This is a genomic window from Nocardia sp. NPDC050718, assembly GCF_040654235.1.
Taxonomy (GTDB): domain Bacteria; phylum Actinomycetota; class Actinomycetes; order Mycobacteriales; family Mycobacteriaceae; genus Nocardia.
Genome location: NZ_JBFAHQ010000006.1, coordinates 271642 through 296381 on the forward strand (window position 1 = coordinate 271642; position 24740 = coordinate 296381).

Sequence of the window (24740 nt, forward strand, 5' to 3'; positions counted from 1 at the left end):
CCGGTCGTCGGCGGATGGGCGTCCGCCCTCGACGGCAGGCGCTGCCGAACGCCTATCCCAGCAGGTCTGTGGCCGATCCAATCGACTTGGTCGCATGACTTGGACGTAACGACATCTACTCAGGACTCACATGTTCACCAACACCTTCACCAAGACTTTCGGCATCGAGCACCCCATCGTCTGCGGTGGGATGACCGCTGTCGGCACGGCGGATCTGATCGGGGCCGTGGCAAATGCCGGAGCCCTCGGGTTCCTCACCGCCCTCACCCAGCCCACTCCCGAGGCGCTGGTCAAGGAGATCGGCCGGTGCCGTGATCGCACCGACAAGCCGTTCGGGGTGAACCTCACGATCCTGCCGACGATCAAGCCGGTGCCCTACGACGAATATCGCGACGCGATCGTCGAGAGCGGCATCACGATCGTCGAAACCGCGGGCGGCAACCCACAACCGCATCTGCCCACCTTCAAGGCCGCCGGCGTGAAGGTCATCCACAAGGCGGTCACGGTCCGGCACGCGCTCAAGGCCGAACAGCTCGGTGTCGACGCGGTCAGCATCGACGGATTCGAATGCGCGGGGCACCCCGGTGAGGACGATGTTCCCGGGCTCGTGCTGATCCCCGCCGCCGCCAGGGCGCTATCGATTCCGATCATCGCCAGCGGCGGAATCGCCACCGGCGCAGGACTTGTCGCCGCTCTCGCGCTCGGCGCGTCCGCAGTCAATATGGGCACCCGGTTCATGGCGACCACCGAGGCGCCCATCCATCACAACGTCAAGCAGCAGATCGTGGACAACTCCGAACGCGACACCGTCATCGTGTTCCGCGAGTTCCACAACTCCGCCCGGGTCGCCCGCAACACGGTCTCGGAGGAGATCGCCGCGGTGTCCCGCGAACCCGGCGCGACCTTCGACGACATCGCGCATCTGGCCAGCGGCGCCCGCGCCCGTGAACAGGTCTACGGCAACGGCGATGTCGAAGGCGGCATGTGGTGGGCCAGTCAGGCCCAGGGGTTGATCCACGATATCGGCAGCTGCGCCGACGTGGTCGACGCGATCCTCGCCGACGCGCGGAAGATCATCACCCGGACTCTGCCGGGACAGCTCGGGGGCTGATCTGCCCCTGGCCGCCGAACCCATGCATGATCGGCCGATCCGAATAAGTGGGTCAAATGGCTTGATCATATGACCCACTATCGGTAGGGTTATGACTGGCATCACATTCGGATCCGCGCCGGGGTAATGGCCCGCTCGGCGGCCGGATGCCTCGGATTGCCGAAACAAGATGGCTCCCATTCGCCATCGCTCGGCAGCACTGACAAACGACCCGATTTGCCGCTGGTCGGCGGGCGTCACCATCAAGGAGAAAGATCATGTCCATCAAGGAACTGCTTTTCGCGGTCGCGGACATCTGGATGATCGCCGTCGGTTTCACCTACGGCATCAAGTTCATCCGGAATTACCGGAACTATCTGCTCGGCATCGAGTGGATCATCGTCGCGACGTCGGGCACGAATTTCCTGCTGTACGGTCTGCTGAAAGCCGGCCACGACAGCCCGATGTATACCGCTGCGGCCTTTTTGGACGCCTTCTCTCGTTCGGTCGGCATCACGCTGATTCTGGTTCTGGGCCTGATGCAGGTCACCCACCGGTACAAGCCGTCGGTGGCGGTGGATATCGGGGCGTTCGCGCTGGCGGGCGTGGCCGGTCTGCTGCTGGTCGCCTTCCATGACGAGATCGGCCTGCCGGGCAAGCTCTACCTGGTCGCGGCCAACGTCGTGACGACGGTCTTCCTGGTCTATTTCAGCAAGCGCCTGTGGGACATCGGCGAACGCGGGCACGCTGTCTCGGCGGCCGTCGCCACTGCGTGCGGTTTCGTCATTGCGGCGACCTACGACTTCGTGCGAATTCCGGGCGACGATGCCGAGCACACGATCTTCTATATTTTCGCGCTGTCCACCTGGGGCCTGCAGATGTTCGCGTATTACCGCGCGTACCGGGCATTCGACGCCCACAACAAGCGCGTCGACGCTCCCGTGATGACCGGCGGCGCCCCGGTCGTCGCGTAAGCCACCGGACCTCTTTTCGAACGATCGACACAGTCAGGAGCCGAGATGGCAACGCACGATGTGCAGGAAGAAACCACCGAGGTCGTCGTCATCGGCGCCGGAATGGCGGGGTTGACCGCGGCGACCACCCTGGCGTCGCAGGCCGAGGTGGTGGTGCTCGAGTCCACCGATCGCACGGGTGGTCGCGTCGAAACCGTTCGGCAGGGCGACTACTGGATCAATGTCGGTACCCAGTTCACCGAGGGCACCGGCACGCTGATCGAGGCGCTCGACCGGCACGGCATCGAGATGGGGTCGCTCGCGGGCAAGAGTGTCGCGCTGCACCTGAACGGCTCGACGGTCGACACCTCGAATCCCTTTGCCCTGATGTTCCGCACGCGCATGTCCATGATGGACCGGATCGGCCTGGCCGTGGTCGGGACGCGCATCCTCGCGGCCGCGCCCTTCCTCGGCTCGGAGGGTCGTTTCGGTCAGCGGGTGTGCGCCCGGTTGGAGACCAAGCTCGCGTCCTACCTGCTGAACGGCGTCCGCTCGGAACTGGCCGCCACCATCGTCCGCTCGTGGTCGGCGCAGTGGATGGGCTGCGACCTCGACGAGACGGCCGCCGCGCAGTTCGTCTACTCGGTCGGCATCGCGCTGACCGACCCGGAGAAGGTGCCGAACTTCTCGCTGCCCGCCGGCGGTAACCAGACGCTGACCGACGTGCTGACCGAGGATCTCGGCGACCGCATCCGCCTGAACTCGGTGGTGCGATCGGTGCGCCGCGACGGTGACGGCGTGGTGGTCGACTACCTCGACGGCGACCGCCCCCGGCGATTGCGCGCCGCGCGGGCCATCGTCACCGCGCCCGCCGATATCACCGAGCGGATCATTCCCGACCTCCCGCAGCAGTATCGGAACGCGTTCAACGACATCACCTACGGTCGTTATGTGGTGGTCGGCTTCTTCACCGACGAGGTCGGGCCGCAGTCGTGGGACAAGTACTTCGGCATCTCCTCGCCGCAGCTGTCGTTCCAGGCGATGTTCAATCACGCCGCGGCGCTGCGCAACGGCAGTGATCGTAAGCCGGGCGGCGCCCTGGCCTGTTTCGCGGGCGGTGGCAAGGCCGACGCGTTGCTCGATCTGCCCGATGAGGAGATCGTGTCGCGCTTCCGGAACGACCTGCTCACCCTGCTGCCCGAGCTGGACGGGAAACTGGGGGAGGGCATTCTGCGGCGGCACCGCCGGGTCGTCCCCTTCTGGGCACCCGGTCGGCGCAAGACGCTCCCGACCTTGCGTGACCCGCTCGGCCACATCTATCTCGCCGGCGACTATCAGCTCGACGTGCCGTCGCTCGCCGACGCGGCCGCCTCCGGTGAGCGTTCGGCGCAGGCGGTGCTGGCCAGTCTGGGCCACTCGCGATAGGCGGGCGAGCGGCGCTTGCCGCGGTGGTCGGTGATTGACAGGGCGACCTCGTTGACGCAAGCTAAGCAAGCGCTCACTTATTCGGGTGGCGCTGGCTCCGGTGTCGACCGGGCGGATCCGCGGAGGAGTAGCGCCGATGAACATTGCTGGGAAGGTGGCCGTCGTCACCGGTGGTGGGGCGGGCATCGGGGCCGCGACGGCGGCGGCGCTGGCTGCTGCCGGTGCGCGGGTCGTGGTGTCGGATCTGCACGAGGCGACGGCGCTGGCGACCTCGGAACGGATCAATCTCGAGCACCCGGGCGCGACCGTGGGTGCCGGCGCCGACGCGACCGATCGTGCCGCGATCGAGGGCCTGGTCGCGCTGGCGGAGAGCCGCTTCGGGCCGGTGGATCTGTATTTCGCGAACGCGGGGATTCTCGAAGCGTCCGGTCTCGGCGACGACGCCGAGTGGGACAGGGCGCTGGAGGTCAATCTGCGCGCGCACGTCCGGGCCGCGCAGGTGCTGGTGCCGGGGTGGCTCGAGCGCGGTGCGGGCTATTTCGTCAGCACCGCGTCGGCCGCCGGCCTGCTCACCCAGATCGGCTCGGCGACCTACTCGGTGAGCAAGCACGCCGCGGTCGGATTCGCCGAATGGCTCAGTGTGACATACGGCGACAGGGGAATTCGCGTGAGCTGCGTGTGCCCGATGGGCGTCAACACCACGCTCCTGCACGGCCGGGAAGCGGAGCCGCAGGTCGCCACCGCGACCCGGGCGGTGACCACGGCGGGGGCGGTGCTCGAACCCGAGCAGGTGGCCACCGCGGTCCTGGCGGCGATCGCCGCCGAACAGTTCCTCGTCCTGCCCCATCCGGACGTGCTGGAGATGTACCGCCGCAAGGGTTCCGACTACGACCGCTGGCTGCGCGGAATGCGCCGCTTCCAGTCCTCGCTGCTCGCCACCGAGGGACAGCGATGAAGCGTGACACGGAATCTCGATTCGGGAGCCGGGATCATCGGCGGGCCGATTCGCATTCGAAATCGCGATGAGTTCATTGCTTTTCGCCATCGAAAGTCCGTAGAAGCCGTTCTACCTGCGGAAACAGTGCGGTGCGTGGTCTAGCGGCGCAGTCGCGATCGAGTAGCTTTCGATCGCGAGTGTGCCGGCGGTGATGGGAATTGCGATGAGAATTGGTGAGAACACGGTGTTCGAGCGGGAATTGCCGCTGCGGTGCGCGGTCAACGCCCGCGATCTGGGTGGATTGCGGACCGAGGACGGCCGCCGGGTGCGGCCCCGCCTGGTACTGCGCTCGGATCTGGTGACCGAGCTGGCGCCCGACGACCGGGCGTTCCTGGTCGACGACTGCGCCCTGCGCACCGTGATCGATCTGCGCGGCGCCGACGAGATCGGGACGGATGGGCGCGGCGCGCTGGCCGACGTGGTCGCGCGGTACCACAACGCCCACGTCTACGGCGCGAGCCGCACTCGCCTCGACCTCACCGAGGTCGCCCCCGGGGACACCATGTTCGGCCGGTACCGCGAATACCTCGAGCACAGTGCGCACAACATCGTCGCCGCGCTCGACCTGCTGACGACGCCCGCCCACCTGCCCGCACTGATCCATTGCGCCGCGGGCAAAGACCGGACCGGTGTCGTGGTGGCCGTCCTGCTGGCCCTGCTCGACGTCCGCGCCGACGACATCGTCGCCGACTACGCCGCCACGGCACCGAATGTCCCCGCCCTGCGTGCCCGCCGCGACTCCACCGCGCCGCTGCCCGACTGGATCTTCGCCGCCGAGGCCGACACCATGCGCCGATTCCTGTCCCACCTCACCACCGAACACGGCGGCGCCCACGCCTGGGCCACCCGCGCCGGTCTCGACGAATCGGCCCAGCGTCAGCTCGCGACGATCCTCCTCGAGGACGCGCAAAGCCACTGACCCGGAAATATCTGTGGCTGGGCGGCCGGTGTTGCTGCGGGCGCTGGGGTAGGTTTCGGGCCGGAGATGGGTCGGGTACTCCCGATCCGTTGAGTGGAAGGACTGGTGCGATGGCGCGGGCGCTGGACGAGTGGCTGGCAGGCGGAACGAGGTCGACGGTGCTGGGCCACACCATCTTCCACCGCCAGGACGGTCCCGCGGACGGGCCGCCGGTGACCCTGCTGCACGGCTTTCCGACCTCGTCCTACGACTGGGCGGGGATCGTGCCGCGTCTGGTCGAGGCGGGGTATCGCGTGACGACCTTCGACTTCCTCGGTCTGGGCGCCAGTGCCAAACCCCGCGGATACGACTATCGCCTCACCGAACAGGCCGATATCACCGAGGAGCTGTGGCGTCGGCTCGGGATCGACCGGACCGCACTGGTCGCCCACGACTACGGGGTGAGCGTCGCCCAGGAACTGCTGGCCCGAGACGCCGACCGGATCGTGGCCATGACCTGGCTCAACGGCGGTCTCTACCCCGACCTGCACCGTCCCGTGCTGATGCAGCGACTGCTGCACGGCCGCCTGGGCCCACTACTGGGCAGACTCGGCAGCGAACGCAGCTTCCGCGCGGTCATGGGCCAGATCATGGGCCGTGCGGTCGGTGACGAGGAATTGTCGGCGATGTGGGCCACGATCACCCTCGACGACGGCAAGCTGGTTCAGCATCGGCTGCTGAGCTACATCGACGAACGCCGGATCCACGCGCGGCGCTGGCAGGACGCCCTCGAAACCTATCCCGGCCCCAGCCAGTTCATCTGGGGCCCCGCCGACCCGATCAGCGGCGCCCACGTCCTGGTTCGTCTGCGCGACCGCCTGCCGGGCGCGGCATTCACCGTCCTCGACACGCCACCGGCCGTGGGGCACTACCCGCAGGTGGAAGCCCCCGACGAGGTCGGTGCGGCACTGGTCACCTTCCTGACGGGCGCACAGTAGAACCGTCAGGGCGGGCACATGAGCAGTGAAGTGGACTGGTAACCGAGCAATCGTGTGCCGCAGGCTCGCGCCATCGCCGAAACTCAGGAGGTGCGCGATGGTTCGCAGAGGTGAACATGCGGTGGTGCTCGGTGCGAGCATGGCGGGGTTGCTCGCGGCACGAGTGCTGACCGATTCCTACGACCGCGTGACGGTGGTGGAACGGGATCGGCTCGGCACGGGAGCCGAGCCACGTCGGGGAGTACCGCAGGGCAAGCATGTGCACGCGTTGCTGCCGAGTGGATCCGCGGCGCTGGAGGTGTTGTTTCCCGGTGTGCTCGCCGAGCTGGTCTCGGGTGGCACCAAGGTGGTCGAGGACTATACGGAGTTCTACTTCTCGGTCGGGGGCAACCGGCTCTCGTCCGAGGTACAGCCGCGCGTGCTGACCTACCTGCCGACCAGGCCGCGCCTGGAAGGGGCTGTGCGGGAACGTGTTCGGGCGCTGCCGAGCGTGAAGTTCGCCGACGGCAACGACGTGGTCGGTCTGGTCTCGGACGAAACCCGCGGGCGGGTGCTCGGTGTCCGGATCATGGCTCGGGCGGCGGGGAGCGCGGAGGAGGTCCTGGCCGCCGATCTCGTCGTGGACGCGATGGGCCGTGGGACGCGGACCCCGACGTGGCTGCGCGGACTCGGCTACGAGATGCCTACCGAGGAATCGGTGTCGGTCCACATGGGCTACTCCAGCGTGTCCGTGCGATTGCGGCCCGGCACCGAGCCGGAGAAGCTGGTCCTGATCGGTCCGGCGCCGGATCGGCCGAGAGGGATGGCGTTGTTCGCGACCGAGGACGACACCTGGCTGTTCACCGCGACGGGCTACCGGGGCCACCACCCGAGCACGAGTTTCGCGGAAATGGTCGACGGCGTCGCGGGATTCGCCCCGCCGCGGGTGGTCGACGCGCTGCGGCACGCGGAGCCCCTGTCGGAGGTGGTGACCTACCGCTACGACGCCAACCGTCGGCGCCGCTACGACCGGGTGCGTCGATTTCCGCGGGGCCTGATCGTGCTCGGGGACGCGCTGTGCGGCTTCAATCCCATCTACGCCCAGGGGATGTCGGTCGCCGCGCTGCAGGCCGTCGCGCTGCGCGATTGTCTGCGTGACAGCGGCGACGATCTGGAACGACGCTTCTTCCGCGCCGCCGCCGGGCCGGTGGGTGTCGCGTGGCGGTTGGCCATCGGCGCGGATCTGACGCAGCCGCTCGTCGAAGGTCCACGGCCACTTTCGATCCGGCTGGTCAACCGCTACGTCCGCCACCTGCTCGACGTGGGTCGACACGATCCGGCGGTGGCCACGCAGTTCCTGCTGGTCTCGGCATTGATCGACCATCCGGCGCGACTGCTGCGACCCGGGATCATCGCGCGGGTACTGCGCGGGACGGCTCGACCGGAGCGGGTCGAGGGCGTGTCGGCACAGCGAGTTCCGGTCCGCTGAGCACCGGTGTCGGCAAAGACGAACAGAGCGGATACGGAGCTGATACACATGGCCGGTGAGTAGCGCCTCAGCACAGCCGAGAACCGTCGCCGACCGGCTCCGGCTGGCCCGCCGGCGCCGGTTCGTCGGCCGCGTCGGCGAAATCGAACTGTTCCTGGCGGCGCTCGACGCGGACGAGCCGCCCTTCTCTGTGCTGTTCGTCCACGGGCCGGGCGGTGTCGGCAAGACGACCCTGCTCGCCGAACTGCTGGAGGCGGCCGCGCACGCCGGACGCGGCACGGTGCGGGTCGACGGACGCACCATCGAGCCGTCGCCCGCGGCGTTCGAGGCGGCCGTGTCCGAGCTCGCGGAGCGCGGGGACCAGCCGATGTCGGTGTTGGTCATCGACGGCTTCGAACGCCTTGCGCCGTTGGAGGATTGGCTCCGTGAGACCTTCCTGCCCGGCTTGGCGACCGATGTCCTGGTCGTGATCGCCGGTCGGCATCCACCCGCCCGGGAATGGTCGAACGACCCCGGCTGGCGGGAACTGCTGCGCGTGGTCTCGCTGCGTAACCTGGCACCCGATGACGCCCGTACCTACCTTCGCGTCGCGCAGGTCCCCGAGGACAAGCACGACCGGATGCTGGCGCTGACCCACGGCCATCCGCTGGCCCTGTCGCTCCTCGTCGATCTGCTGGCCCAGACCGCGGGCGAGCTGCCCGCCACGCTGGTCGACGCGCCGGACGCGGTGCGCGCTCTGCTCGCGCGGTTCGTCGAATCCGTGCCGAGCAGACGTCATCGGGCGGCGCTCGAGGTGTGCGCCCACGTCCGGTTCACCACCGAGGCGCTGCTGCGGGCCGCGCTCGACGAACCCGACTGCGCGGAGGAATTCGGATGGTTGTGCGAGCTCGCGATCATCGAACGTGGACCGCTCGGGCTCGCTCCGCACGACATCGCTCGCGACGTCCTCGACGCGGATCTGCGCTGGCGCGATCCGGAGTCCTATCTCGAGGTGCATCGCCGGGTGCGCGGGCACCTCCTCGAGGTGCTCGACACCACCGCCGAACACGGTCGATGGCCCGTCGCGGACCTGGTTTTCCTGCATCGGCACAACCCGACGATCTCCGGGTACTGGGATTGGTCGAGCTTCGGCCGGGCCTTCCCCGACCGATATCGCCCGGCGCATCGAGAATCGATCCTGGCGATGACGAAACGACACCAGGGGCCCGAACAGGCCGAGCTGGTCGACTTCTGGCTCGTCCGCCAGCCCGAGCACTTCGTCGTTGTCCAGGGCTCGGGCACCGAGCCGATCGGCTTCTTCTGCCGGCTTGCCCTGCACGAGGCGACCGAGGCAGACCTGGCCGCCGACCCGGGCACCCGCGCGATGTGGGACTACGCGACCCGCTACGGCCGACCCCGACCGGGGGAGCCGGTGTTCGCGGGCCGGTTCCTCGTCGACGGGGAAATGAACCAGCTCCCGTCACCGACGATCAATGTGGTCACCGCTCGATCGACCAAGAACTGGCTGTCGCAACACGATCTGACCTGGGAATTCATCGGCGCCTTCGCGGATTCCGACGCATGGGAGCCGTTCATGCGCCACATCGATTTCCATCGTGCGAGCGAGGCCGGCTACGAGATCGGTGGACAGCGCTACGCGGTCTACGCCCACGACTGGCGGCGTGGGGGCATCGCCGAATGGCTCGACTCGACCAATGACCGGGTCGTCGGCACGGATCTCGCGCGACCCGCGCCACCGGTACCCGAACTCGTGCTGTCCCAGCCCGAGTTCGCCGACGCGGTCCGGTCGGCGTTGCGTGAGCTCGGTCGCGGCGGGCGACTCGAGCGAAACCCGTTGCTGCGCTCCAAGGTCGTGCGGGAACGGCCGGGTTCGGCCACGGGCGGCACGCTCCGGGAACTGCTCACGACGATCGTCGAATCGCTGCGCGAGGAGACCCGTGGCGAGAAGCTCTACCGGGCACTCGACCGCACCTATCTGCGACCGGCACCCACGCAGGAACGCGCCGCCGAGGTGCTCGGGTTGCCGTTCTCCACCTACCGCCGTCACCTCACCCGGGCGGTGCAGCGGGTGATCGAGAAGATGTGGGAGATCGAGCTCTACGGGCCGAGTCACCCGAGCGCTGATCGATGTCCTCCGGCGGATTCTCCGCGAACCGGGTGGTGAGGTCCGCCGCGATCTCGTAGTGGCGCAGGAGGAACGAGCGTTCGTCGAGCTTCTTGCGCCGTAGCCAGCCGGTCACCTCGGCATTGCATTTGCTGGAATTGCACGACCCGCAGGCGGGGACGACATTGCCGAGGGTGTAGCGGCCGCCGCGCGAGATGGCCTGCACGCAGTCCTTCTGCAGCGCGGTGGCGGGGGAGCCGCAGTACGCGCAGCCGCCCCACGACGTCTGGAGCGCGTCCCACTGCGCGTCGGTGAGGTCGTGGGTGACGCGCGCCATCCGCTTCTTGCGCTTGCGCGCGGCACGAACCTGTCTGCTACCGCCAGTGGGCACGAGGGTGAGCGTACGCGGCGCGAGAGCCGACCGGTCGGAGGCCGCGCGGCTAGGAACCGACCTGGGAGCTCAGGTAGCTCAGGAGGATCTGGGCGTCGTCGCCGTAGTCGACGTGGGCTTCGGAGGCGTAGAAGTTGGCCATGTCCACGCCTTGGCGGCCCAGCTGGACGAGCTCGTCGACGGTGGCGGGGTCGGTGATGCTGAACAGGGTGCGGGTGGTCGAGCGGAGGTCGGCGCGGATGCCCGCGGCGACGGGGCCGAGCACGGCGCCGGTGAGATCGGCGCCGGTGGCGGCCACCGTCGCCAGGTCGACGGCGGCCGCGATGGGGTCGTTGCGGTCGAGGGATTCGACCGCACGCCACAGGATTTCCTGGATCTGACCGACGCTGTCGGCGATGCTCAGGAAATCGATGTGCAGGAGGGCGTCGGCGATGACGCTGACCCCCGCGGTCCGACCGGACGGGTCGACGGCGGCGGCCGCGCGGATGACCTGGGCGACCAATGTTCGGTCCACCCCCGCGGCGGCCTGGACCAGCGGGGCCAGGGCGACATTCAGGGCCTGCGCGGTGTCGTGCGCGCCGCGGATGTCACCGGCCGCGAGCAGTTCCGGCAGGCGGGTGAGGTCGTCGAGAATGGTCGGCAGGTTCGCCGCGGTGGCGGTCCAGCCCGCGCCCATGGTGACGGCCTGAGCGATCAGGCTGCGGGGATCCGCCGTGGCGGGCAGGTAATTCGCGATGGGCGTGGGATCACCGCTGAGGACCCGGCCGACGACAGCGAGGAACGGGGAGGTGGCGACATCGAGGGAGCAGTACAGGTCGCCGTCGGCGCACAGGGTGCGGACCCGATCGGTCAGCGCACCGAAATCCCGGTCCCGGCTTCCGGCGATGCCGTAGCCGGGCTGCGGATCACCCAGGGAGAGCGTGGTATCCGGATCGCGATGCGGATCGGCCAGGAGCCCGACACCGACGACGCGATCGGCCTCGATCGGGCCGTCGCCGTTGCCGATCTCGGTCGCGAGATCGCCGATGCCGTCCGCACCCTGGCTGTAGCCGGCCAGGACGACCCGCGTCGACCCGCACAGGCCACGCAGCATCTGGCGCAAGCGGGATTCCAGGGTGCCCAGGGACTCCGCGTAGGTCAGGCCCTGGTCGAAAGCGCTTGCCGCGTACGGGGCGTAGAGCACGGTGATGTCGTCGCCGAACTGCCGCCGCAGGCCGTCGCCGACGGGCCGGAGCATGCCGACGGGCACGTCGGGATCGGCGCCCGGGGTGGTCTCCCAGGTCCCCGGCCCGAAGATCGCGGTGTACGGGGTGCAGGTCTGCGCGCCGGGCGCTTCCGCCCGTGCCACGCCGACCGACGCGGTCCCGGCGGCGACGACGGCGGCAACCAACGTCGTCGCGGCGGATCTCGACAGCCTGTTCATCGTCCAATTCCTCTGTTGCCGAAGGGGAGTCGCGACAGCGCGGCTATGCTGAATCCCACCGAACCGTCGTGACCAATTCTCGCCACTCGACGCCGGTTCCATCGGCACTTTCAGACACATTTTCATTTCAGATTCGGCGCCAAGAGGGTGTGCCTCGTCGGCTGCGTGCGGCGGACGCCGCCTTCTGATCGGCGGGTTCTGGTCGAACGGTCAGGTGGTCGGTGACACGACGCAGAACTCGTTGCCCTGTGGGTCGTGCAAGACGGTCCAGCCGAAGCCGGGGAGTGCGTGTTCGCCGAGGACGGTGGCGCCGAGCGCCGTCAACCGGTCGACTTCGCTCTGCCGGGTGGTCGTCTGGAAGTCGATGTGCATCCGGTTCTTGGTGGATTTCGGTTCCGGGACCAGTTGGAACGCGAGGTAGCGGCCCTCCCCGAAACCGACTCCCGGCGGGGCGATCATGATGAAGTCCCCGGCGTCCGCCAGGACCGTGTAGCCGAGGGCTGCGGTCCAGAACTCGGCGAGCTCGGCGGGGTTGTTGCTGTCGATGGTTACGCCACCGAAGGCGATGGTGTCGGACACGGTGCAGACCCTAGACCAGGGTGCCGACACCTTCGGCCGGGGCGCCGGGACCGCCATGGGGAGACGGATCCGGTGAGGCCGACGATGCCCATCGGCGTGCGAGCCGGTGGAACGTGTGGACGAGCTCCGGCGGGCGTAGCTCGGTGAGTTCGGTGTCGAAGGTGGCGAGGATGCCCGCGACGCCGGCCCAGGACCAGGCGCCGAGGGTGAGCCGGCAGTGCTCGGCATCGAGGATCCTCACCGACGTCGTGGCGCGTTTCGAGGTCGACATGCGTACGCGCGGCAGCGAGGTGCTGACTTCGGCCATGACGACCGTCCGGTGGATCCTGGCCACCGACACCCGACTTGGCGCCGCGGCCACCGCTGTGAGCACGCCGATTCTGGCCGCGGCTGCCCGCCTGCGGTCACGAGAGTGAGGTTTGCCTTGCCTTACTTCATGTGGTCTAGTGGCAGCGAACCAGTAGGCACGTGCGGAGGAGGATCGTCATCGCGAACGAGAAACGGCACGACCGTGCGCTCAGCCGTCGTCGATTGTTCGCGGTGGCGGGCATGGTCGGTGTGAGTGCGGGCCTGGCGGCATGTGGCAGTGCCGACGACGCGCAGGGCGGAGCGGGGAGCTGGGAGTTTCCGGATGGTCGCGGCGGCACTGTCCGAACCGGTGAGATGCCACGCCGGGTGGTCGCGTTCACCGGTTCGGCGGGCGCGCTGGCCGACTACGGGGTGCGCGAGCGCATCGTGGGGATCTTCGGTGAAGCGCACGCGCCGGATCTCCTCGGCGACCTCGATGCGGCCTCGGTGACCGTCGTCGGTGACGCGTGGGGTGAGTTCGACATCGAGAAGTACGCGACCCTGGAGCCGGACCTGCTCGTCACCGATTCCTATGTGCCGGGCCGTCTCTGGTACGTACCCGACGACAACCTGGGCAAGATCGAGTCCGCGAACCCGAATGTCGTCGCCATGGAGGTCTCCGGCCGGAGCCTGGCCGAGATCCTCGCGCGGTACCGCGCGTTGGCCGGTGCGCTCGGCGCCGATACCGCCGCCCCCGCGGTGGTCGCCGCGGAACAGCGCTTCGCGGCCGCGTCCCAGGCGGTGCGGGACGCGGTGGCGTCCCGTCCCGGGTTGCGGGTACTCGGCGCCTCGGCGTCGCCGGAGCTCTTCTATGTCTCCGATCCACGTTCCTCGGCCGACCTGCGATATTTCGCCGAACTCGGCGTCGACTTCGTCGTCCCCGACCGGGTGGACGCCGGCGGCTACTTCCAGTCGCTGAGCTGGGAGACGGCCGACCGCTATCCGGCGGACCTGGTCCTGCTCGACGACCGATCCACCGGACTACAGCCGAGCGCCCTGGCCGACCGGCCGGTGTGGCGGAGCCTGCCCGCGGTGACGGCCGGCCAGGTCGCGCCCTGGTCGCCGATCTTCCGGTTCTCCCACGCCGCGACCGCTCCACTGCTGGAACGGCTGGCGGCCACGATCCGTGACTCGCGAAAAGTGCTCTGAAAGCTCGATGCTCAGCCCGATTTGTCGGCGCGCGTCGACCCCGTCGGTGGCGAGGCGAGGAGGGATTCGGTGGTCGCGGTGTAGAGCCAGTTCTGATATTTGTCCCAGGTCCAGCCGCGGCGGTTGACCAGGCGGTCGGCGAGTTCGGGGGCGGTGAGGGCCCAGAGGGTGTCCGCGGCGTCGGTGGGGGAGAGGCCGGGGCGCAGGCCGAATCGGCGGTGCAGGTGGTTCGCTAGGTTGGTGGCGCCGAAATTGCGTTCGTTCTCTGTGGTGTCGGTGAAATCGCGGAGGTCGGGGTCGCCGGTCGCGGACTGGGCCAGGGCCATCGACACCAGGGGGAGTACGCGGTGGGCGATGGTGCGGGCGATGGCGGTGTAGTGCGCGAGGCATTCGGTGGCGGTCTCGGCCGCGAGCATCGCTTGGAACTGGGGTCGATCGATCATCGGAATCGGGTCGTCGTCACCGGCCAGCATCGTGTCGTACACGGCCTTGAACACCGCCGGCTTGGTGCCGACGGTGTTGTAGATCGTCTGCACGCTGACCTGCGCGGCCTGGGAGATCCCGGTGATGGTGGTGCCGAGGTAGCCGTGTTCGAGGAACAGCGTGCGGGCGGACTCCAGGACGCGGGCGCGGGTGAGCGCGGTCTGCTGGGTGCGCAGGGCCGTCGAGTATCGCCGCTTCCCTGTCACGGATCTCCTTGAACCATTTTTGATGGATGAACGTTCTAACCAATAGAGCTACGTTCATTCTAATCTCGGGAGGCCACGATCATGGCGAACGAACACAGCGCGATCGCAGACCTGGCAGTGCGGTCGATTCAGATCATGGGGGCGGGAGAGCTCGCCGACTTCGAGGAGGTGGTCCATCCGGAGGCGTACAACCGGGAAGGAGTGCAGGAACCGCCCGCCTGTCGCGGCAAAGGTCCCGCGGCCTTCTATGCCACCGCCCTGTGGCTGCGGCAGGCGTTCGCCGACCTGCGCTGGCAGGTGCACGCCGTGGTGACCGAGGGCGACGTGGTTGCGGTGCACGTGACGATGGCCGGACGGCAGATCGGCCCGTTCGTCGCCTACGACGTCAACGGTGATGTCGCGCAAGCCTTTCCCGCCACCGGCAAGTCGTTCGCGATCACGCAGACGCATTGGATCCGGGTCGTCGACGGCAAGGTCGTCGAGCACTGGGCCAACCGGGACGATCTCGGAATGTCCATGCAACTCGGCTGGAATCCGCCGACACCGCGATATCTGCTGCGAATGCGCCGCGCGACGAAGCGGGCCCGACGGGAACGGTCGGCCACGTCGGCTCGACAGTAGCTGACACGCCATGGTGACCGAATGGATTTCGGGGGTGGTATCCGGGGTGAGTCGAAACCGCGCGGAATATTCGCTCGGCAAAGCTTTTTCTCGCGACTATGTGCCCAGCTGGAAGGGACTTAATACCCTATTTGCTTGAAGTTTGCGGTGGTGGGATCGGTGCCCAGGAAATGCTTCGCAGACCACGATGGAGGGTGTTCTCGGGTGACCATTTCACACTATCCGGTTTGTTTCAATGGCGGTAGCCGAGGCGGGCGGTGACCGCGCGGATCGACCTGTATGTCATCGCCCGCCTCGATGACGGCGATGCCGCAGTCGATATCTATTGCAGCGAGGTCTCTTTCGGCCACGCGTCCGACGGCGCGGTGTGCGGTCACACCACCGCGAACTTGTCGAGGACACTGCTATTGGCACCGGACGCTTCACCGGATCTCGACGGACTCGACCGGACGATAGCCGCTGCCGGGTATTGCCGTATCGGCGATTGGCGTGAATGCGTCACGGCCGCAGGCGTCGTGCGTTATTTCGCCGACGCGACGACCGGTCTTCATGCGGTGATGGACGCCCCATAGTCTCGCTCTACGACTTGGGTCCGAGGTATTCCTCGGTGTCCTCGCCGCGCGCCTCGATCTCGACAATCAGGTTCGATACTTCGCGAGACCAATGGATGGCTGTGGTGTCAGGACGAGTTCCGAGGATTAGCCGGTGACGGCGCCGTGGGCGGCGGAGCTGACTAGTTTGCGGTATTTGGCCAGGACGCCGGAGGTGTATTTGGGCGGGAGTGGTTCCCAGCCGATCTTGCGGGCGGCGAGGTCGTCGGGGGCGATCTCGACGTCGAGGATGCGGTTGGCGACGTCGAGGGTGATCGGGTCGCCGTCGCGGACGAAGGCGATGGGGCCGCCGTCGACGGCTTCGGGGGCGACATGGCCTACGCAGAGGCCGGTGGTGCCGCCGGAGAAGCGGCCGTCGGTGAGGAGCAGGACATCCTTGCCGAGGCCGGCGCCCTTGATGGCGCCGGTGATGGCGAGCATCTCGCGCATGCCGGGGCCGCCCTTGGGGCCCTCGTAGCGGATGACGACGACGTCGCCCGCCACGATCGTGCCGTTCTCGAGCGCGTCCATCGCGGCGCGTTCCCCGTCGAAAACCCGTGCCGTGCCGCGGAAGACGTCGGAGTCGAAGCCGGCGCTCTTCACGACGGCGCCCTCGGGGGCGAGGGAGCCGTGCAGGATGGTGAGGCCGCCGGACCGGTGGATCGGCCGGTCGAGTGGGCGGATGACGTCACCGTCGAGGCCGAGCTCGATCGGGGCCAGGTTCTCGGCCATGGTCTTGCCGGTGACCGTCATGACGTCGCCGTGCAGCAGGCCCGCGTCCAGCAGTGCCTTCAGCACGACCGGGATGCCGCCGACCTTGTCGACATCGTTCATGACATAGCGGCCGAACGGCTTGAGATCGCCCAGGTGCGGCACCTTCTCGCCGACCCGGTTGAAGTCGGCGAGGGTGAGCCCGACGCCGGCTTCGCGGGCGATGGCCAGCAGGTGCAGCACGGCATTGGTCGACCCGCCGAGTGCCATGACGATGGTGATGGCGTTCTCGAACGCCTCCATCGTCATGATGTCGCGGGCGGTGATGCCCCGGCGCAGCAGCTCGACGACGGCCTCGCCGGACTTGCGGGCGTAGTCGTCGCGACGACGGTCGGGGGCGGGCGGGGCGGCCGAGCCGGGCAGGCTCATCCCCAGCGCCTCGGCGACCGAGGCCATGGTGTTGGCCGTGTACATGCCGCCGCACGCGCCTTCGCCCGGGCAGATCGCGCGCTCGATGCGATCGACCTCCTCGCGCGTGATCAGTCCCTTGATGCAGGCGCCGACGGCTTCGAACGCGTCGATGATGGTGACATCGCGGCCGTCGACATTGCCCGGCATGATCGACCCGGCATAGAGGAAGACGCTGGCCAGGTCCAGCCGCGCCGCCGCCATCAGCATGCCCGGCAGGCTCTTGTCGCACCCGGCGAGCAGGACCGAGCCGTCGAGGCGCTCGGCCATCATCACGGTCTCGACCGAGTCGGCGATGATCTCGCGGCTGACCAGGGAGAAATGCATGCCCTCGTGACCCATCGAGATGCCGTCGGACACCGAGATCGTCCCGAACTCGAGCGGGTAGCCGCCGCCGGCGTGCACGCCCTCCTTGACGGCCTTGGCCAGCCGGTCGAGGGAGAGGTTGCAGGGGGTGATCTCGTTCCAGCTGGAGGCGACGCCGATCTGCGGTTTGGCCCAGTCGTCGTCGCCCATCCCGACGGCGCGGAGCATGCCGCGGGCGGCGGTCTTCTCCAGTCCGTCGGTGACATCGCGGGAGCGGGGCTTGATGTCGATCGGCCGACTGGTCATGCGGATCGCCTTTCCTCGACGGTGCGGCTGCCGTCGATGGCGACGCGATGGTCGCACCGGGGCAGGTCGCCAGTGATCGGGCCACGCCTGGTAACGACAGTGTAGGGCGCGCGCGGCGCGCGGATGGTCAGCCGACGGTCGACACGGGTCCGGGCCACACGCAGAGGTCAACTATGTAAGGTAAGCCTACACATAGACGAAAGTAGGGGCAGATTTATGCGTATCGTGTCGTTCGGTTTCCAAACTTGGGGTCGTAAGACTCTGCAGGCTCTGATCGACTCGGAGCACGAGGTGGTCCTCGCGGTCACCCACCCCGCCGCGGAGTCGTCCTACAAGGCGATCTGGAACGATTCGGTCGAGGAACTGGCCAACGAGCACGGTATTCCGGTGCACCTCACCGAGCGCGCGGACGCCGAGACCATCGCGCTGGTCAAGAGCGTCGAACCCGATGTGATCGTGGTCAACAGCTGGTACACCTGGATGCCCGCCGAGCTCTACGACATGCCGCCGCACGGCACGCTGAACCTGCACGATTCGCTGCTGCCGAAGTTCACCGGATTCTCCCCGGTGCTGTGGGCGCTGATCAGCGGTGCCGAGGAGTTCGGCCTCACGGTGCACCGCATGGACGAGCAGCTCGACACCGGCGACATCCTGGTCCAGAAGCGCCTGCCGATCCCGGCCGGCGCCACCGGCACCGAGCTCGTCCTCGCCGGCATGGAACTGATCCCGGGCGCGGTGCACGAGGCGCTCGCGGCCCTCGGGAACGGCACCGCGGTGTGGACGCCGCAGAACAAGGCCGAGCGCACCTACTTCCACAAGCGGTCCGATCGGGACAGCCGGGTCGACTGGTCTCTGGACGCGGTCGAGCTGGAGCGTTTCGTGCGGGCGCTGTCCGCGCCGTATCCGCGCGCCTTCTCCTACTACCGCGGTGAGCGCATCGAGATCCTCGACGCGGTGATCTCCGAGGCCCGCTACGGCGGCACCGCGGGCCGGGTCATCGTGCAGGAAGGGGGCGGCGCCGTCGTGTGTGGCGCGCAGCCGCACCGGGGTGGCAACCAGGCGCTGGTGATCACCCGCGTCCGCACGGCGGCGGGCACCGAACACGACGGTGCCGAATTCTTTGCTCGCGGTGGCTATCTCACCGACGACCCGGCCTGAATTCCCGGTCCGGCAGCGCCCGGCCGACGGGTCGGGCGCTGCCGACCACCTTTTCTCTCCCAGCTTTCGAGGCACCATGATTCCCCACGGTTCGACCCCTGCTGTCCGCCCGCTCACCGCGGCACAACGCGAGGTGTGGTTCGCTCAGCAACTGCTCGGACCGGTGCCGCTCACCATCGCCCAGTACGTCGACCTGCGCGGACCGTTCGACCTCGCGATCTATCGCCGCGCGGCGCAGCTGGCCGCGCGTGAGCTGGGTGCCTACGTGCGCTTCACGGTCGTGGACGGGCAGCCTGGCCAGGTCCACGACGACGGCCTCGACGACCGGATCGCCGTCGTCGACCGGAGCGCGGAGCCCGACCCGGAGGCCGCCGCCCTGGCCTGGATGCGGGCCGACCAGCGCACGCCGTTCGACCTGGTCACCGATCCGCCCATCGTGACCACGGTGCTGCGGCTGAGCTCGGACCGTCACCTGCTCTACACCCGCGCCCATCACCTGGCGCTCGACGGCATGGGCGCCATCCGCCTGCAGCACCTGCTGAGCAAGCATTACACCGCGCTCCTCGACGGCGCCGAATTGCCCACGGCCGCAGTCGATTCGACGGCTGTGCTGACCGCGGCGGAGGAGAGCTACCTGAGCTCGCGGCGGTATGGGGCCGACCGTGACTACTGGCGCGAGCGGCTCGCCGGGCTGCCCGACCCGGTCACCCTCGCGACCCGGCCGGGTGCGCCCGATCCGCTCCCGATCCACGCGCGCGCCGAGCTGCCCGACGCGCTGGTCGAACAGCTGCGGACGCGAGCAGGCTTCCCCGGTCACGCGCCCGTGCTGGTGGCCGCGTTCGCCGCGTTCCTCGGCAGGCTGACCGACACCGAGTCGGTGTCACTGAGCTTGCCCGTCACCGCCCGCACCGTCGCCGCGCTGCGCGAATGCGGCGGCATGACCTCGAATATCGTGCCGCTGAGCTGCTCGGGCGATACCGTCGGCGCCGCCATCGCCACCGCGCGGGCCGAGCTGGGCGGGGCGCTGCGCCACCAGCGGTATCGCGGTGCCGAGATGGTCCGCGACAGCGGGCGTCGCGCCGAGTCGCTGGGGTTCGGGCCCGCGGTCAACATCATGAACTTCCACACCGAGGTGATGCTCGGCGCGGCGCGCGGCACTGTCGAACTGCTGTCCACCGGGCCGGTCGAGGATCTCGCCCTCAATGTGTATCCGGTGGGCGGTTCCGGGCTGCGGGTCGAATTCGAAGCCAACCGGAATCGCTACACCGAGGCCGAAGTCGCGGCACAGCTGGATCGGTTCGTCGGCCTGCTGACGGCGTTCGCCGCCGCGGCCGATGACATGCCGATTGCCGAGCTGCCGATCCTCACCCCTGCCGAGGCGGACCTGCTCGTCCCGTGGCGCGGCCCGGCGGCGGCGACACCGGCCACCCTGGGCGCGCTGATCGCCGCCGCCGTCGCGGCGAACCCGGACGGCATCGCCGTCGTCTACGGCGAGAAGCGCTGGACCTACCGCGAATTCGACACCTGGACCGACCGCCTCGCCGGTGCGCTGCAGGCCGCGGGCGCGGGGCCGGAGACCTTGGTCGCGATGGTCATGGAACGGTCCGCCGCCTCGGTCGGCGCGGTCTGGGCGATCGCCAAGACCGGGGCTGGTTTCGTGCCGATCGACGTGGGTTACCCGGCCGAACGCATCGCCCACATTCTCGGTGACTGCGGTGCCGTCCTCGGCGTCACCGGTGTGGACCACCCGGCGGATCTGCCCGGATCGGTCCGGTGGACGATCGTCGACCCCGACGCGATGCCCGCCGCGCAGCCGCGCCTGCCGGTCGTCGCGCGGCCTGAGCACCCCGCGTACCTCATCTACACCTCCGGCTCGACCGGTGTGCCCAAGGGCGTGCTGGTGACCCACGGTGGACTCGCGAATTTGGCGGCCGAGCGCCGTGACCGCTACGCGTTGCGCCCCGGCGCCCGCACCCTGCACCACGCCTCCCCAGGGTTCGACATGGCGGTCGGTGAGATCCTGTGTGGCCTGGCCGGTGCGGCGACGCTGGTGGTCGCGCCGCGCTACGTCATGGCCGGACCCGACCTGGCCGAACTCATGCGGCGCGAGCGCGTGACCAACGCGATCATCACCCCGGCGGTGCTGGCCACCCTCGACCCCGAGACCCTGCCCGATCTGCGGGTCCTCGGCGTCGGCGGGGAGGCGATCCGCGCCGATCTGGTGTCGGCCTGGTCGCGAACCCGGTTGATGCGCAACGGATACGGCCCCACCGAGGCCACCGACATCGCGACCATCGCGGAGCTGACGCCGGACCGGCCGGTGACCATCGGCGCGCCCCTGCGCGGATTCCACGCACTGGTGCTGGACGCCCGGTTGCGGCCGGTGCCGCCCGGCGTCATCGGCGAGCTGTACATCGGTGGCCCGGCCCTGGCCCGCGGCTACCACGGACGGCACGCGCTGACCGCGGCCAGATTCGTCGCCGATCCGTTCGGCCCGCCCGGCGGCCGGGTGTATCGCACGGGTGATCTGGTCACTCTCACCGCCGGTCCGGAGCCCGAGCTGATCTATCACGGTCGCAGCGACTTCCAGATCAAGGTGCGCGGTCATCGCATCGAGCCGGGCGAGATCGAGACCACGCTCACCGGTCTCGCCGGTGTCGGCCGGGCCGCCGTCACCGCGCATCAGGACGCCAGGGGCACCCATCTGGTGGCCTATCTGGTGCCGGACGGTCCCCTCGACGTGGAGCGGGTACGACTCCAGATCGCCGAGCAACTGCCCGCGTATCTGCGGCCGAGCGCCTACCTCGTCCTCGACACCCTGCCGCTGACTCCCAACGGCAAGCTCGACACCCGCAAGCTGCCCGCGCCGGTGTTCGGTCAGGCCGTGTCCCGGCCCATCTCGACGGATGCCGAGCGCGCGGTGGCGGCGGCCTTCGCCGAGGTCCTCGCGATCGAGGTGGACGGCGCCGAGAGCGACTTCTTCGACCTCGGCGGCACCTCGCTCACCGCGACCGCGCTCGCGGCGCGGCTCGGTATCGGGGTCCGCGCCGTCTTCGACGCGCCGACCGTCGCGGCGCTGGCGCTGCGGCTCGCCGATGCCGACGACCCGGTCGTGGACGCCCCGAGGGCGGAGACCCGGCCCGACCAGCTGGCGCCCGCCCCGGCCCAGCTGCGGATGTGGCTGCTCAACCAGCTCTACCGGGATTCGTCGGCGTATCACCTGCCGATCGCGTTGCGCCTCACGGGATCTCTCGATGTGGCCGCGCTCGATGCCGCGCTGCGGGATGTGGTGGACCGGCACGAGGTGCTGCGCACCGTGTATCCCGCCGGCGGCGCCGGGCCGCAGGTGCGCATCCTGACCGTCGACGCGGCGCTGGGTGACGCGCCGCTGACCGCGCGCGCCCTCGACCCGGCCGGGCTGGACGCCGAACTCGCGGTAGCGGTCGCCGCGCCGTTCGACGTCACCACCGACGCGCCGATCCGGCTGGCACTGTGGCACCTCGGCCCCGACGAGCACGTGCTCGCGCTCGTCGCCCATCACATCGCCGCCGACGGCTGGTCGCACGGTCCGCTCGTGGCCGACCTGTCCGCGGCGTACACCGCGCGGGCGGCGCGGCAGCAGCCGCAGTGGGAACCGCTGCCGCTGCAATACGCCGATTACACGCTGTGGCAGCACCGACGGCTCGGCGATCGCCACGATCCGCGTTCCACCGCCGCGCGGCAGCTCGCGCACTGGGTGGACGCTCTGGCCGGTGCCCCCGACCGGCTGCCGCTGCCCACCGATCGCGTCCGTACTCCCGGCTCCGGCAGGCCGGGCGGCACCGGCGCGGTGGTCGAGTTCGAGATCGGCGCCGACATCGGGACGGCGCTGACAGAGCTGGCTCGCCGGCACAACGCCACGCCCTTCATGGCCGGGTACGCGGCGTTCGCGGTGCTGCTCGGTGATCTGGCCGGGATCGCGGACGTGACGGTCGGGACCCCGGTCGCGGGCCGTGGCCACCCCGCCCTCGACCGCCTGGTCGGCATGTTCGTCAACACGCTGCCCCTGCGCCTGACCCTCGATCCGCAGGAACACTTCACCACGCTGCTGGCGCGGGCCAGGGAGGTCGCCCTCGCCGCGCTCGGCAATGCCGATGTCCCCTTCGACCACATCGTCGAAGCGGTGAACCCGGCCCGGGACACCACCAGGCACCCGCTGTTCGAGGCCGTGTTCTCCTACGAGAACCTGCCCGTGGCGCCCTCTCTCGACCTCGGCGGCCTCGCCGTCTCGACCCTGGATATCCCTTGGGAGACAACCCATTTCGATCTGAGCCTGACGCTGCGTGAGCAGCCGGGCGCCGGCGGGATGACGGGCAGCCTGCGCTACGCCACCGACCTCTTCGACGCGGCGACGGTCGCCGGGTTCGCGGCGCGGTTCCACGACCTGCTGACCGCAATCGCCACCCGTCCCGAGGCAACGGTCGGGCAGCTGTCCGGCACCGTCGCGGCCGCTCTGCCCGCACGCGTGGCACCGGACAGCACCGGCACCGTCGCCGCCGCGGCCGGTGACGGCGAGCCCGCGACCGTGCGCGAGCTCGCGGTCGCGCGGGTGTTCGCCGATGTGCTGGAACGGGATTCGGTCGGGATCGACGACAGCTTCTTCGATCTCGGCGGCACCTCGCTGCTGGTCTTCACGCTCCGCTCGGAGCTGCGGACCCGGCTGGGCATCGACGCCGACCCCCGCATGCTGTTCGAAGCGCCGACCCCGCGTGGCGTGACGGCGGCGGTGACGGCCGAGTCCGGTGCGTCGGCGGCCGAACACTGGACCGACATGCTGATCGCCGACGCGCGCCTGGACCCCGCGATCACGGTGCCGGAGTCCTTCCCGGTGCCGCCGCTCGCGGCCGAGGAGGTGCTGCTGACCGGTGCCACCGGCTTCGTCGGCATCCATCTGCTGCGCGAGCTGCTCGACCGCACCACCGCGCGCGTGTGGTGCCTGGTCCGCGCCGACGACGCCGACGGTGTGCGCCGCCGCCTCGAAACGACGCTCCAGCGCTACGGACTCGCGACCGAGGGACTCGCGGACCGGGTCGTGCCGGTGCCGGGCGACCTCGCCGCACCGCGCTTCGGGCTGACCGAGGACACCTGGGCCGAACTGGCCACGCGGATCGAGGTGATCTACCACAACGGCGCCCGCGTGAACCATCTGGAATCGTATGCCGCCCTGCGCCCGGCCAATATCGCCGGAACCGTCGAGATCCTGCGGCTGGCGGTCGAGACCAGGGTGAAGACCCTGCATTTCGTGTCCACCGTGTCGGCGGCGGTGGGCGCCGGGCACACCGGCGTCGTCACCGAGCGGACGGCGATCACCGCCGCCGAGGTGCCCCGCAACGGCTATCTGGCCACCAAGTGGGTGGCCGAGCAGCTGGTCCTCGCGGCCGCCGACCGCGGGCTGCCGGTCGCCGTGCACCGGCCCGGCTTGGTCGCCGGATCGATCAGCAGCGGCGCGAACAGCGCCGACGACGCGTTCTGGACGCTCATCCGGTCGGCCGCCCACCTCGGGGTCGCACCCGATATCGAATCCGCCGACGTCACCCTGGCGCCGGTGGACTACGTGGCCCGCGCGCTGGTCGCGCTCGCCACCGGGCGGCAGCCGAACACCGAGATCTACCACCTGGTCAACAGCGCGCCCACCAATGTCGGCGACATCCTGAACACCCTGCGCCGCAGCGGGTTCCCCGTCGAGACGGTGTCGGTGGCCGATGCCGCCGAGCGCCTGGCCGGGCAGATCGCCCAGCACGCCGACCTCATGCGCGCGGCCCTCGTCGCCGACAACTACCTCAACGGCGGTGGCGACGCCCTGATCGTCGACGACACCGGCACCCGCGCGGTCCTGGCCGACTACGGCGTGCGATGCCCGGCGATCGATGCCGCTGTCCTGCAACGCTATGTCGACGGCTTCATCACCGCGGGCCTGCTGCCGACCCCGCTCGAATCTCCGGAGGCCGTGACGGCACCGAGGTGAGGCGATGCGCGCTGACCGATGAACAGGCAAGCGCCGGAGTGTGATTCAATGTCCGGTTCGCTCG

18 protein-coding genes and 1 pseudogene are annotated in these 24740 nt (G+C 69.3%); 13 read left to right on the top strand and 6 right to left on the bottom strand.

Going from position 1 to position 24740, the window contains the following annotated elements; genetic code table 11:
- The first annotated feature begins 130 nt into the window (after nucleotides 1-130).
- The 8 genes from AB0H54_RS26925 to AB0H54_RS26960 all read left to right on the top strand — a co-directional run bounded on the left by AB0H54_RS26925 (nucleotide 131) and on the right by AB0H54_RS26960 (nucleotide 9993).
- Nucleotides 131-1111, top strand: coding sequence for a nitronate monooxygenase (locus tag AB0H54_RS26925; protein WP_357348934.1), 981 nt, complete (start codon nucleotides 131-133; stop codon nucleotides 1109-1111).
- Nucleotides 1112-1368: 257 nt separating this feature from the next.
- Nucleotides 1369-2064 (top strand): transporter, encoded by a 696-nt coding sequence (locus AB0H54_RS26930; protein WP_357348936.1) that lies wholly within the window; start codon nucleotides 1369-1371, stop codon nucleotides 2062-2064.
- Between the two features lie 45 nt (nucleotides 2065-2109).
- Nucleotides 2110-3468 (top strand): NAD(P)/FAD-dependent oxidoreductase, encoded by a 1359-nt coding sequence (locus tag AB0H54_RS26935; RefSeq protein ID WP_357348938.1) that lies wholly within the window; start codon nucleotides 2110-2112, stop codon nucleotides 3466-3468.
- Nucleotides 3469-3604: 136 nt separating this feature from the next.
- On the top strand, nucleotides 3605-4423 hold the full coding sequence (locus tag AB0H54_RS26940) for an SDR family oxidoreductase (protein WP_357348940.1): 819 nt from the start codon (nucleotides 3605-3607) through the stop codon (nucleotides 4421-4423).
- Between the two features lie 205 nt (nucleotides 4424-4628).
- Nucleotides 4629-5384: a tyrosine-protein phosphatase gene (locus AB0H54_RS26945; RefSeq protein ID WP_357348942.1), complete on the top strand. Its 756-nt coding sequence runs from the start codon at nucleotides 4629-4631 to the stop codon at nucleotides 5382-5384.
- A 110-nt stretch (nucleotides 5385-5494) separates the two neighbouring features.
- A complete protein-coding gene (locus tag AB0H54_RS26950) occupies nucleotides 5495-6361 on the top strand; it encodes an alpha/beta hydrolase (RefSeq protein WP_357348944.1) in 867 nt (288 codons plus the stop codon).
- A gap of 97 nt (nucleotides 6362-6458) precedes the next feature.
- Nucleotides 6459-7829, top strand: coding sequence for a 2-polyprenyl-6-methoxyphenol hydroxylase-like oxidoreductase (locus AB0H54_RS26955; protein WP_357348946.1), 1371 nt, complete (start codon nucleotides 6459-6461; stop codon nucleotides 7827-7829).
- 55 nt (nucleotides 7830-7884) lie between these two features.
- Nucleotides 7885-9993, top strand: a complete 2109-nt coding sequence (locus AB0H54_RS26960) for an AAA family ATPase (protein WP_357348947.1) — start codon at nucleotides 7885-7887, stop codon at nucleotides 9991-9993.
- 10 nt (nucleotides 9994-10003) lie between these two features.
- Here AB0H54_RS26960 and AB0H54_RS26965 read toward each other — a convergent pair.
- From AB0H54_RS26965 to AB0H54_RS26980, 4 genes and pseudogenes are all read right to left on the bottom strand, one after another.
- Nucleotides 10004-10270, bottom strand: a pseudogene (locus AB0H54_RS26965) (HNH endonuclease); the annotation flags it as partial.
- 103 nt (nucleotides 10271-10373) lie between these two features.
- On the bottom strand, nucleotides 10374-11747 hold the full coding sequence (locus AB0H54_RS26970) for a cutinase family protein (RefSeq protein ID WP_357348949.1): 1374 nt from the start codon (nucleotides 11745-11747) through the stop codon (nucleotides 10374-10376).
- Nucleotides 11748-11957: 210 nt separating this feature from the next.
- Nucleotides 11958-12326 carry a VOC family protein gene (locus AB0H54_RS26975; RefSeq protein WP_357348951.1) on the bottom strand — a complete coding sequence of 123 codons (369 nt, stop codon included), beginning with the start codon at nucleotides 12324-12326 and terminating at the stop codon, nucleotides 11958-11960.
- A gap of 10 nt (nucleotides 12327-12336) precedes the next feature.
- Nucleotides 12337-12633 (bottom strand): hypothetical protein, encoded by a 297-nt coding sequence (locus tag AB0H54_RS26980; RefSeq protein WP_357348953.1) that lies wholly within the window; start codon nucleotides 12631-12633, stop codon nucleotides 12337-12339.
- Between the two features lie 242 nt (nucleotides 12634-12875).
- Here AB0H54_RS26980 and AB0H54_RS26985 point away from each other — a divergent pair, with 242 nt between their 5' ends.
- Nucleotides 12876-13823, top strand: coding sequence for an ABC transporter substrate-binding protein (locus AB0H54_RS26985; protein WP_357348955.1), 948 nt, complete (start codon nucleotides 12876-12878; stop codon nucleotides 13821-13823).
- Between the two features lie 11 nt (nucleotides 13824-13834).
- Here AB0H54_RS26985 and AB0H54_RS26990 read toward each other — a convergent pair whose 3' ends face one another.
- Nucleotides 13835-14512: a TetR/AcrR family transcriptional regulator gene (locus AB0H54_RS26990; protein ID WP_357348957.1), complete on the bottom strand. Its 678-nt coding sequence runs from the start codon at nucleotides 14510-14512 to the stop codon at nucleotides 13835-13837.
- A gap of 81 nt (nucleotides 14513-14593) precedes the next feature.
- On the opposite strand from AB0H54_RS26990, the gene AB0H54_RS26995 reads away from it, so the two are divergent.
- Nucleotides 14594-15133 (top strand): ester cyclase, encoded by a 540-nt coding sequence (locus AB0H54_RS26995; protein ID WP_357348959.1) that lies wholly within the window; start codon nucleotides 14594-14596, stop codon nucleotides 15131-15133.
- 257 nt (nucleotides 15134-15390) lie between these two features.
- Nucleotides 15391-15705, top strand: a complete 315-nt coding sequence (locus tag AB0H54_RS27000; protein WP_357348961.1) for a hypothetical protein — start codon at nucleotides 15391-15393, stop codon at nucleotides 15703-15705.
- 126 nt (nucleotides 15706-15831) lie between these two features.
- On the opposite strand, the gene ilvD is transcribed toward AB0H54_RS27000, so the two are convergent.
- On the bottom strand, nucleotides 15832-17514 hold the full coding sequence (gene ilvD / locus AB0H54_RS27005) for a dihydroxy-acid dehydratase (protein ID WP_355279649.1): 1683 nt from the start codon (nucleotides 17512-17514) through the stop codon (nucleotides 15832-15834).
- Nucleotides 17515-17730: 216 nt separating this feature from the next.
- Between ilvD and AB0H54_RS27010 the strand changes: the two genes are divergently transcribed.
- Entirely contained in the window at nucleotides 17731-18672 is a 942-nt protein-coding gene (locus tag AB0H54_RS27010; RefSeq protein WP_357348963.1) for a methionyl-tRNA formyltransferase, read from the top strand.
- Between the two features lie 76 nt (nucleotides 18673-18748).
- Nucleotides 18749-24676 carry an amino acid adenylation domain-containing protein gene (locus tag AB0H54_RS27015; RefSeq protein ID WP_357348965.1) on the top strand — a complete coding sequence of 1976 codons (5928 nt, stop codon included), beginning with the start codon at nucleotides 18749-18751 and terminating at the stop codon, nucleotides 24674-24676.
- The last annotated feature ends 64 nt before the right edge of the window (nucleotides 24677-24740 follow it).

Bases quoted from the DNA above. Each gene is read 5' to 3' on its own strand.
- AB0H54_RS26940 (WP_357348940.1), top strand. From the start codon at position 3,605: ATGAACATTGCTGGGAAGGTGGCCGTCGTCACCGGTGGTGGGGCGGGC.
- AB0H54_RS26925 (WP_357348934.1), top strand. From the start codon at position 131: ATGTTCACCAACACCTTCACCAAGACTTTCGGCATCGAGCACCCCATC.
- AB0H54_RS26980 (WP_357348953.1), bottom strand. From the start codon at position 12,633: ATGGCCGAAGTCAGCACCTCGCTGCCGCGCGTACGCATGTCGACCTCG.
- AB0H54_RS26930 (WP_357348936.1), top strand. From the start codon at position 1,369: ATGTCCATCAAGGAACTGCTTTTCGCGGTCGCGGACATCTGGATGATC.
- ilvD (WP_355279649.1), bottom strand. From the start codon at position 17,514: ATGACCAGTCGGCCGATCGACATCAAGCCCCGCTCCCGCGATGTCACC.
- AB0H54_RS26950 (WP_357348944.1), top strand. From the start codon at position 5,495: ATGGCGCGGGCGCTGGACGAGTGGCTGGCAGGCGGAACGAGGTCGACG.
- AB0H54_RS26945 (WP_357348942.1), top strand. From the start codon at position 4,629: ATGAGAATTGGTGAGAACACGGTGTTCGAGCGGGAATTGCCGCTGCGG.
- AB0H54_RS26935 (WP_357348938.1), top strand. From the start codon at position 2,110: ATGGCAACGCACGATGTGCAGGAAGAAACCACCGAGGTCGTCGTCATC.
- AB0H54_RS27010 (WP_357348963.1), top strand. From the start codon at position 17,731: ATGCGTATCGTGTCGTTCGGTTTCCAAACTTGGGGTCGTAAGACTCTG.
- AB0H54_RS26955 (WP_357348946.1), top strand. From the start codon at position 6,459: ATGGTTCGCAGAGGTGAACATGCGGTGGTGCTCGGTGCGAGCATGGCG.
- AB0H54_RS26985 (WP_357348955.1), top strand. From the start codon at position 12,876: ATGGTCGGTGTGAGTGCGGGCCTGGCGGCATGTGGCAGTGCCGACGAC.
- AB0H54_RS26970 (WP_357348949.1), bottom strand. From the start codon at position 11,747: ATGAACAGGCTGTCGAGATCCGCCGCGACGACGTTGGTTGCCGCCGTC.
- AB0H54_RS26995 (WP_357348959.1), top strand. From the start codon at position 14,594: ATGGCGAACGAACACAGCGCGATCGCAGACCTGGCAGTGCGGTCGATT.
- AB0H54_RS27015 (WP_357348965.1), top strand. From the start codon at position 18,749: ATGATTCCCCACGGTTCGACCCCTGCTGTCCGCCCGCTCACCGCGGCA.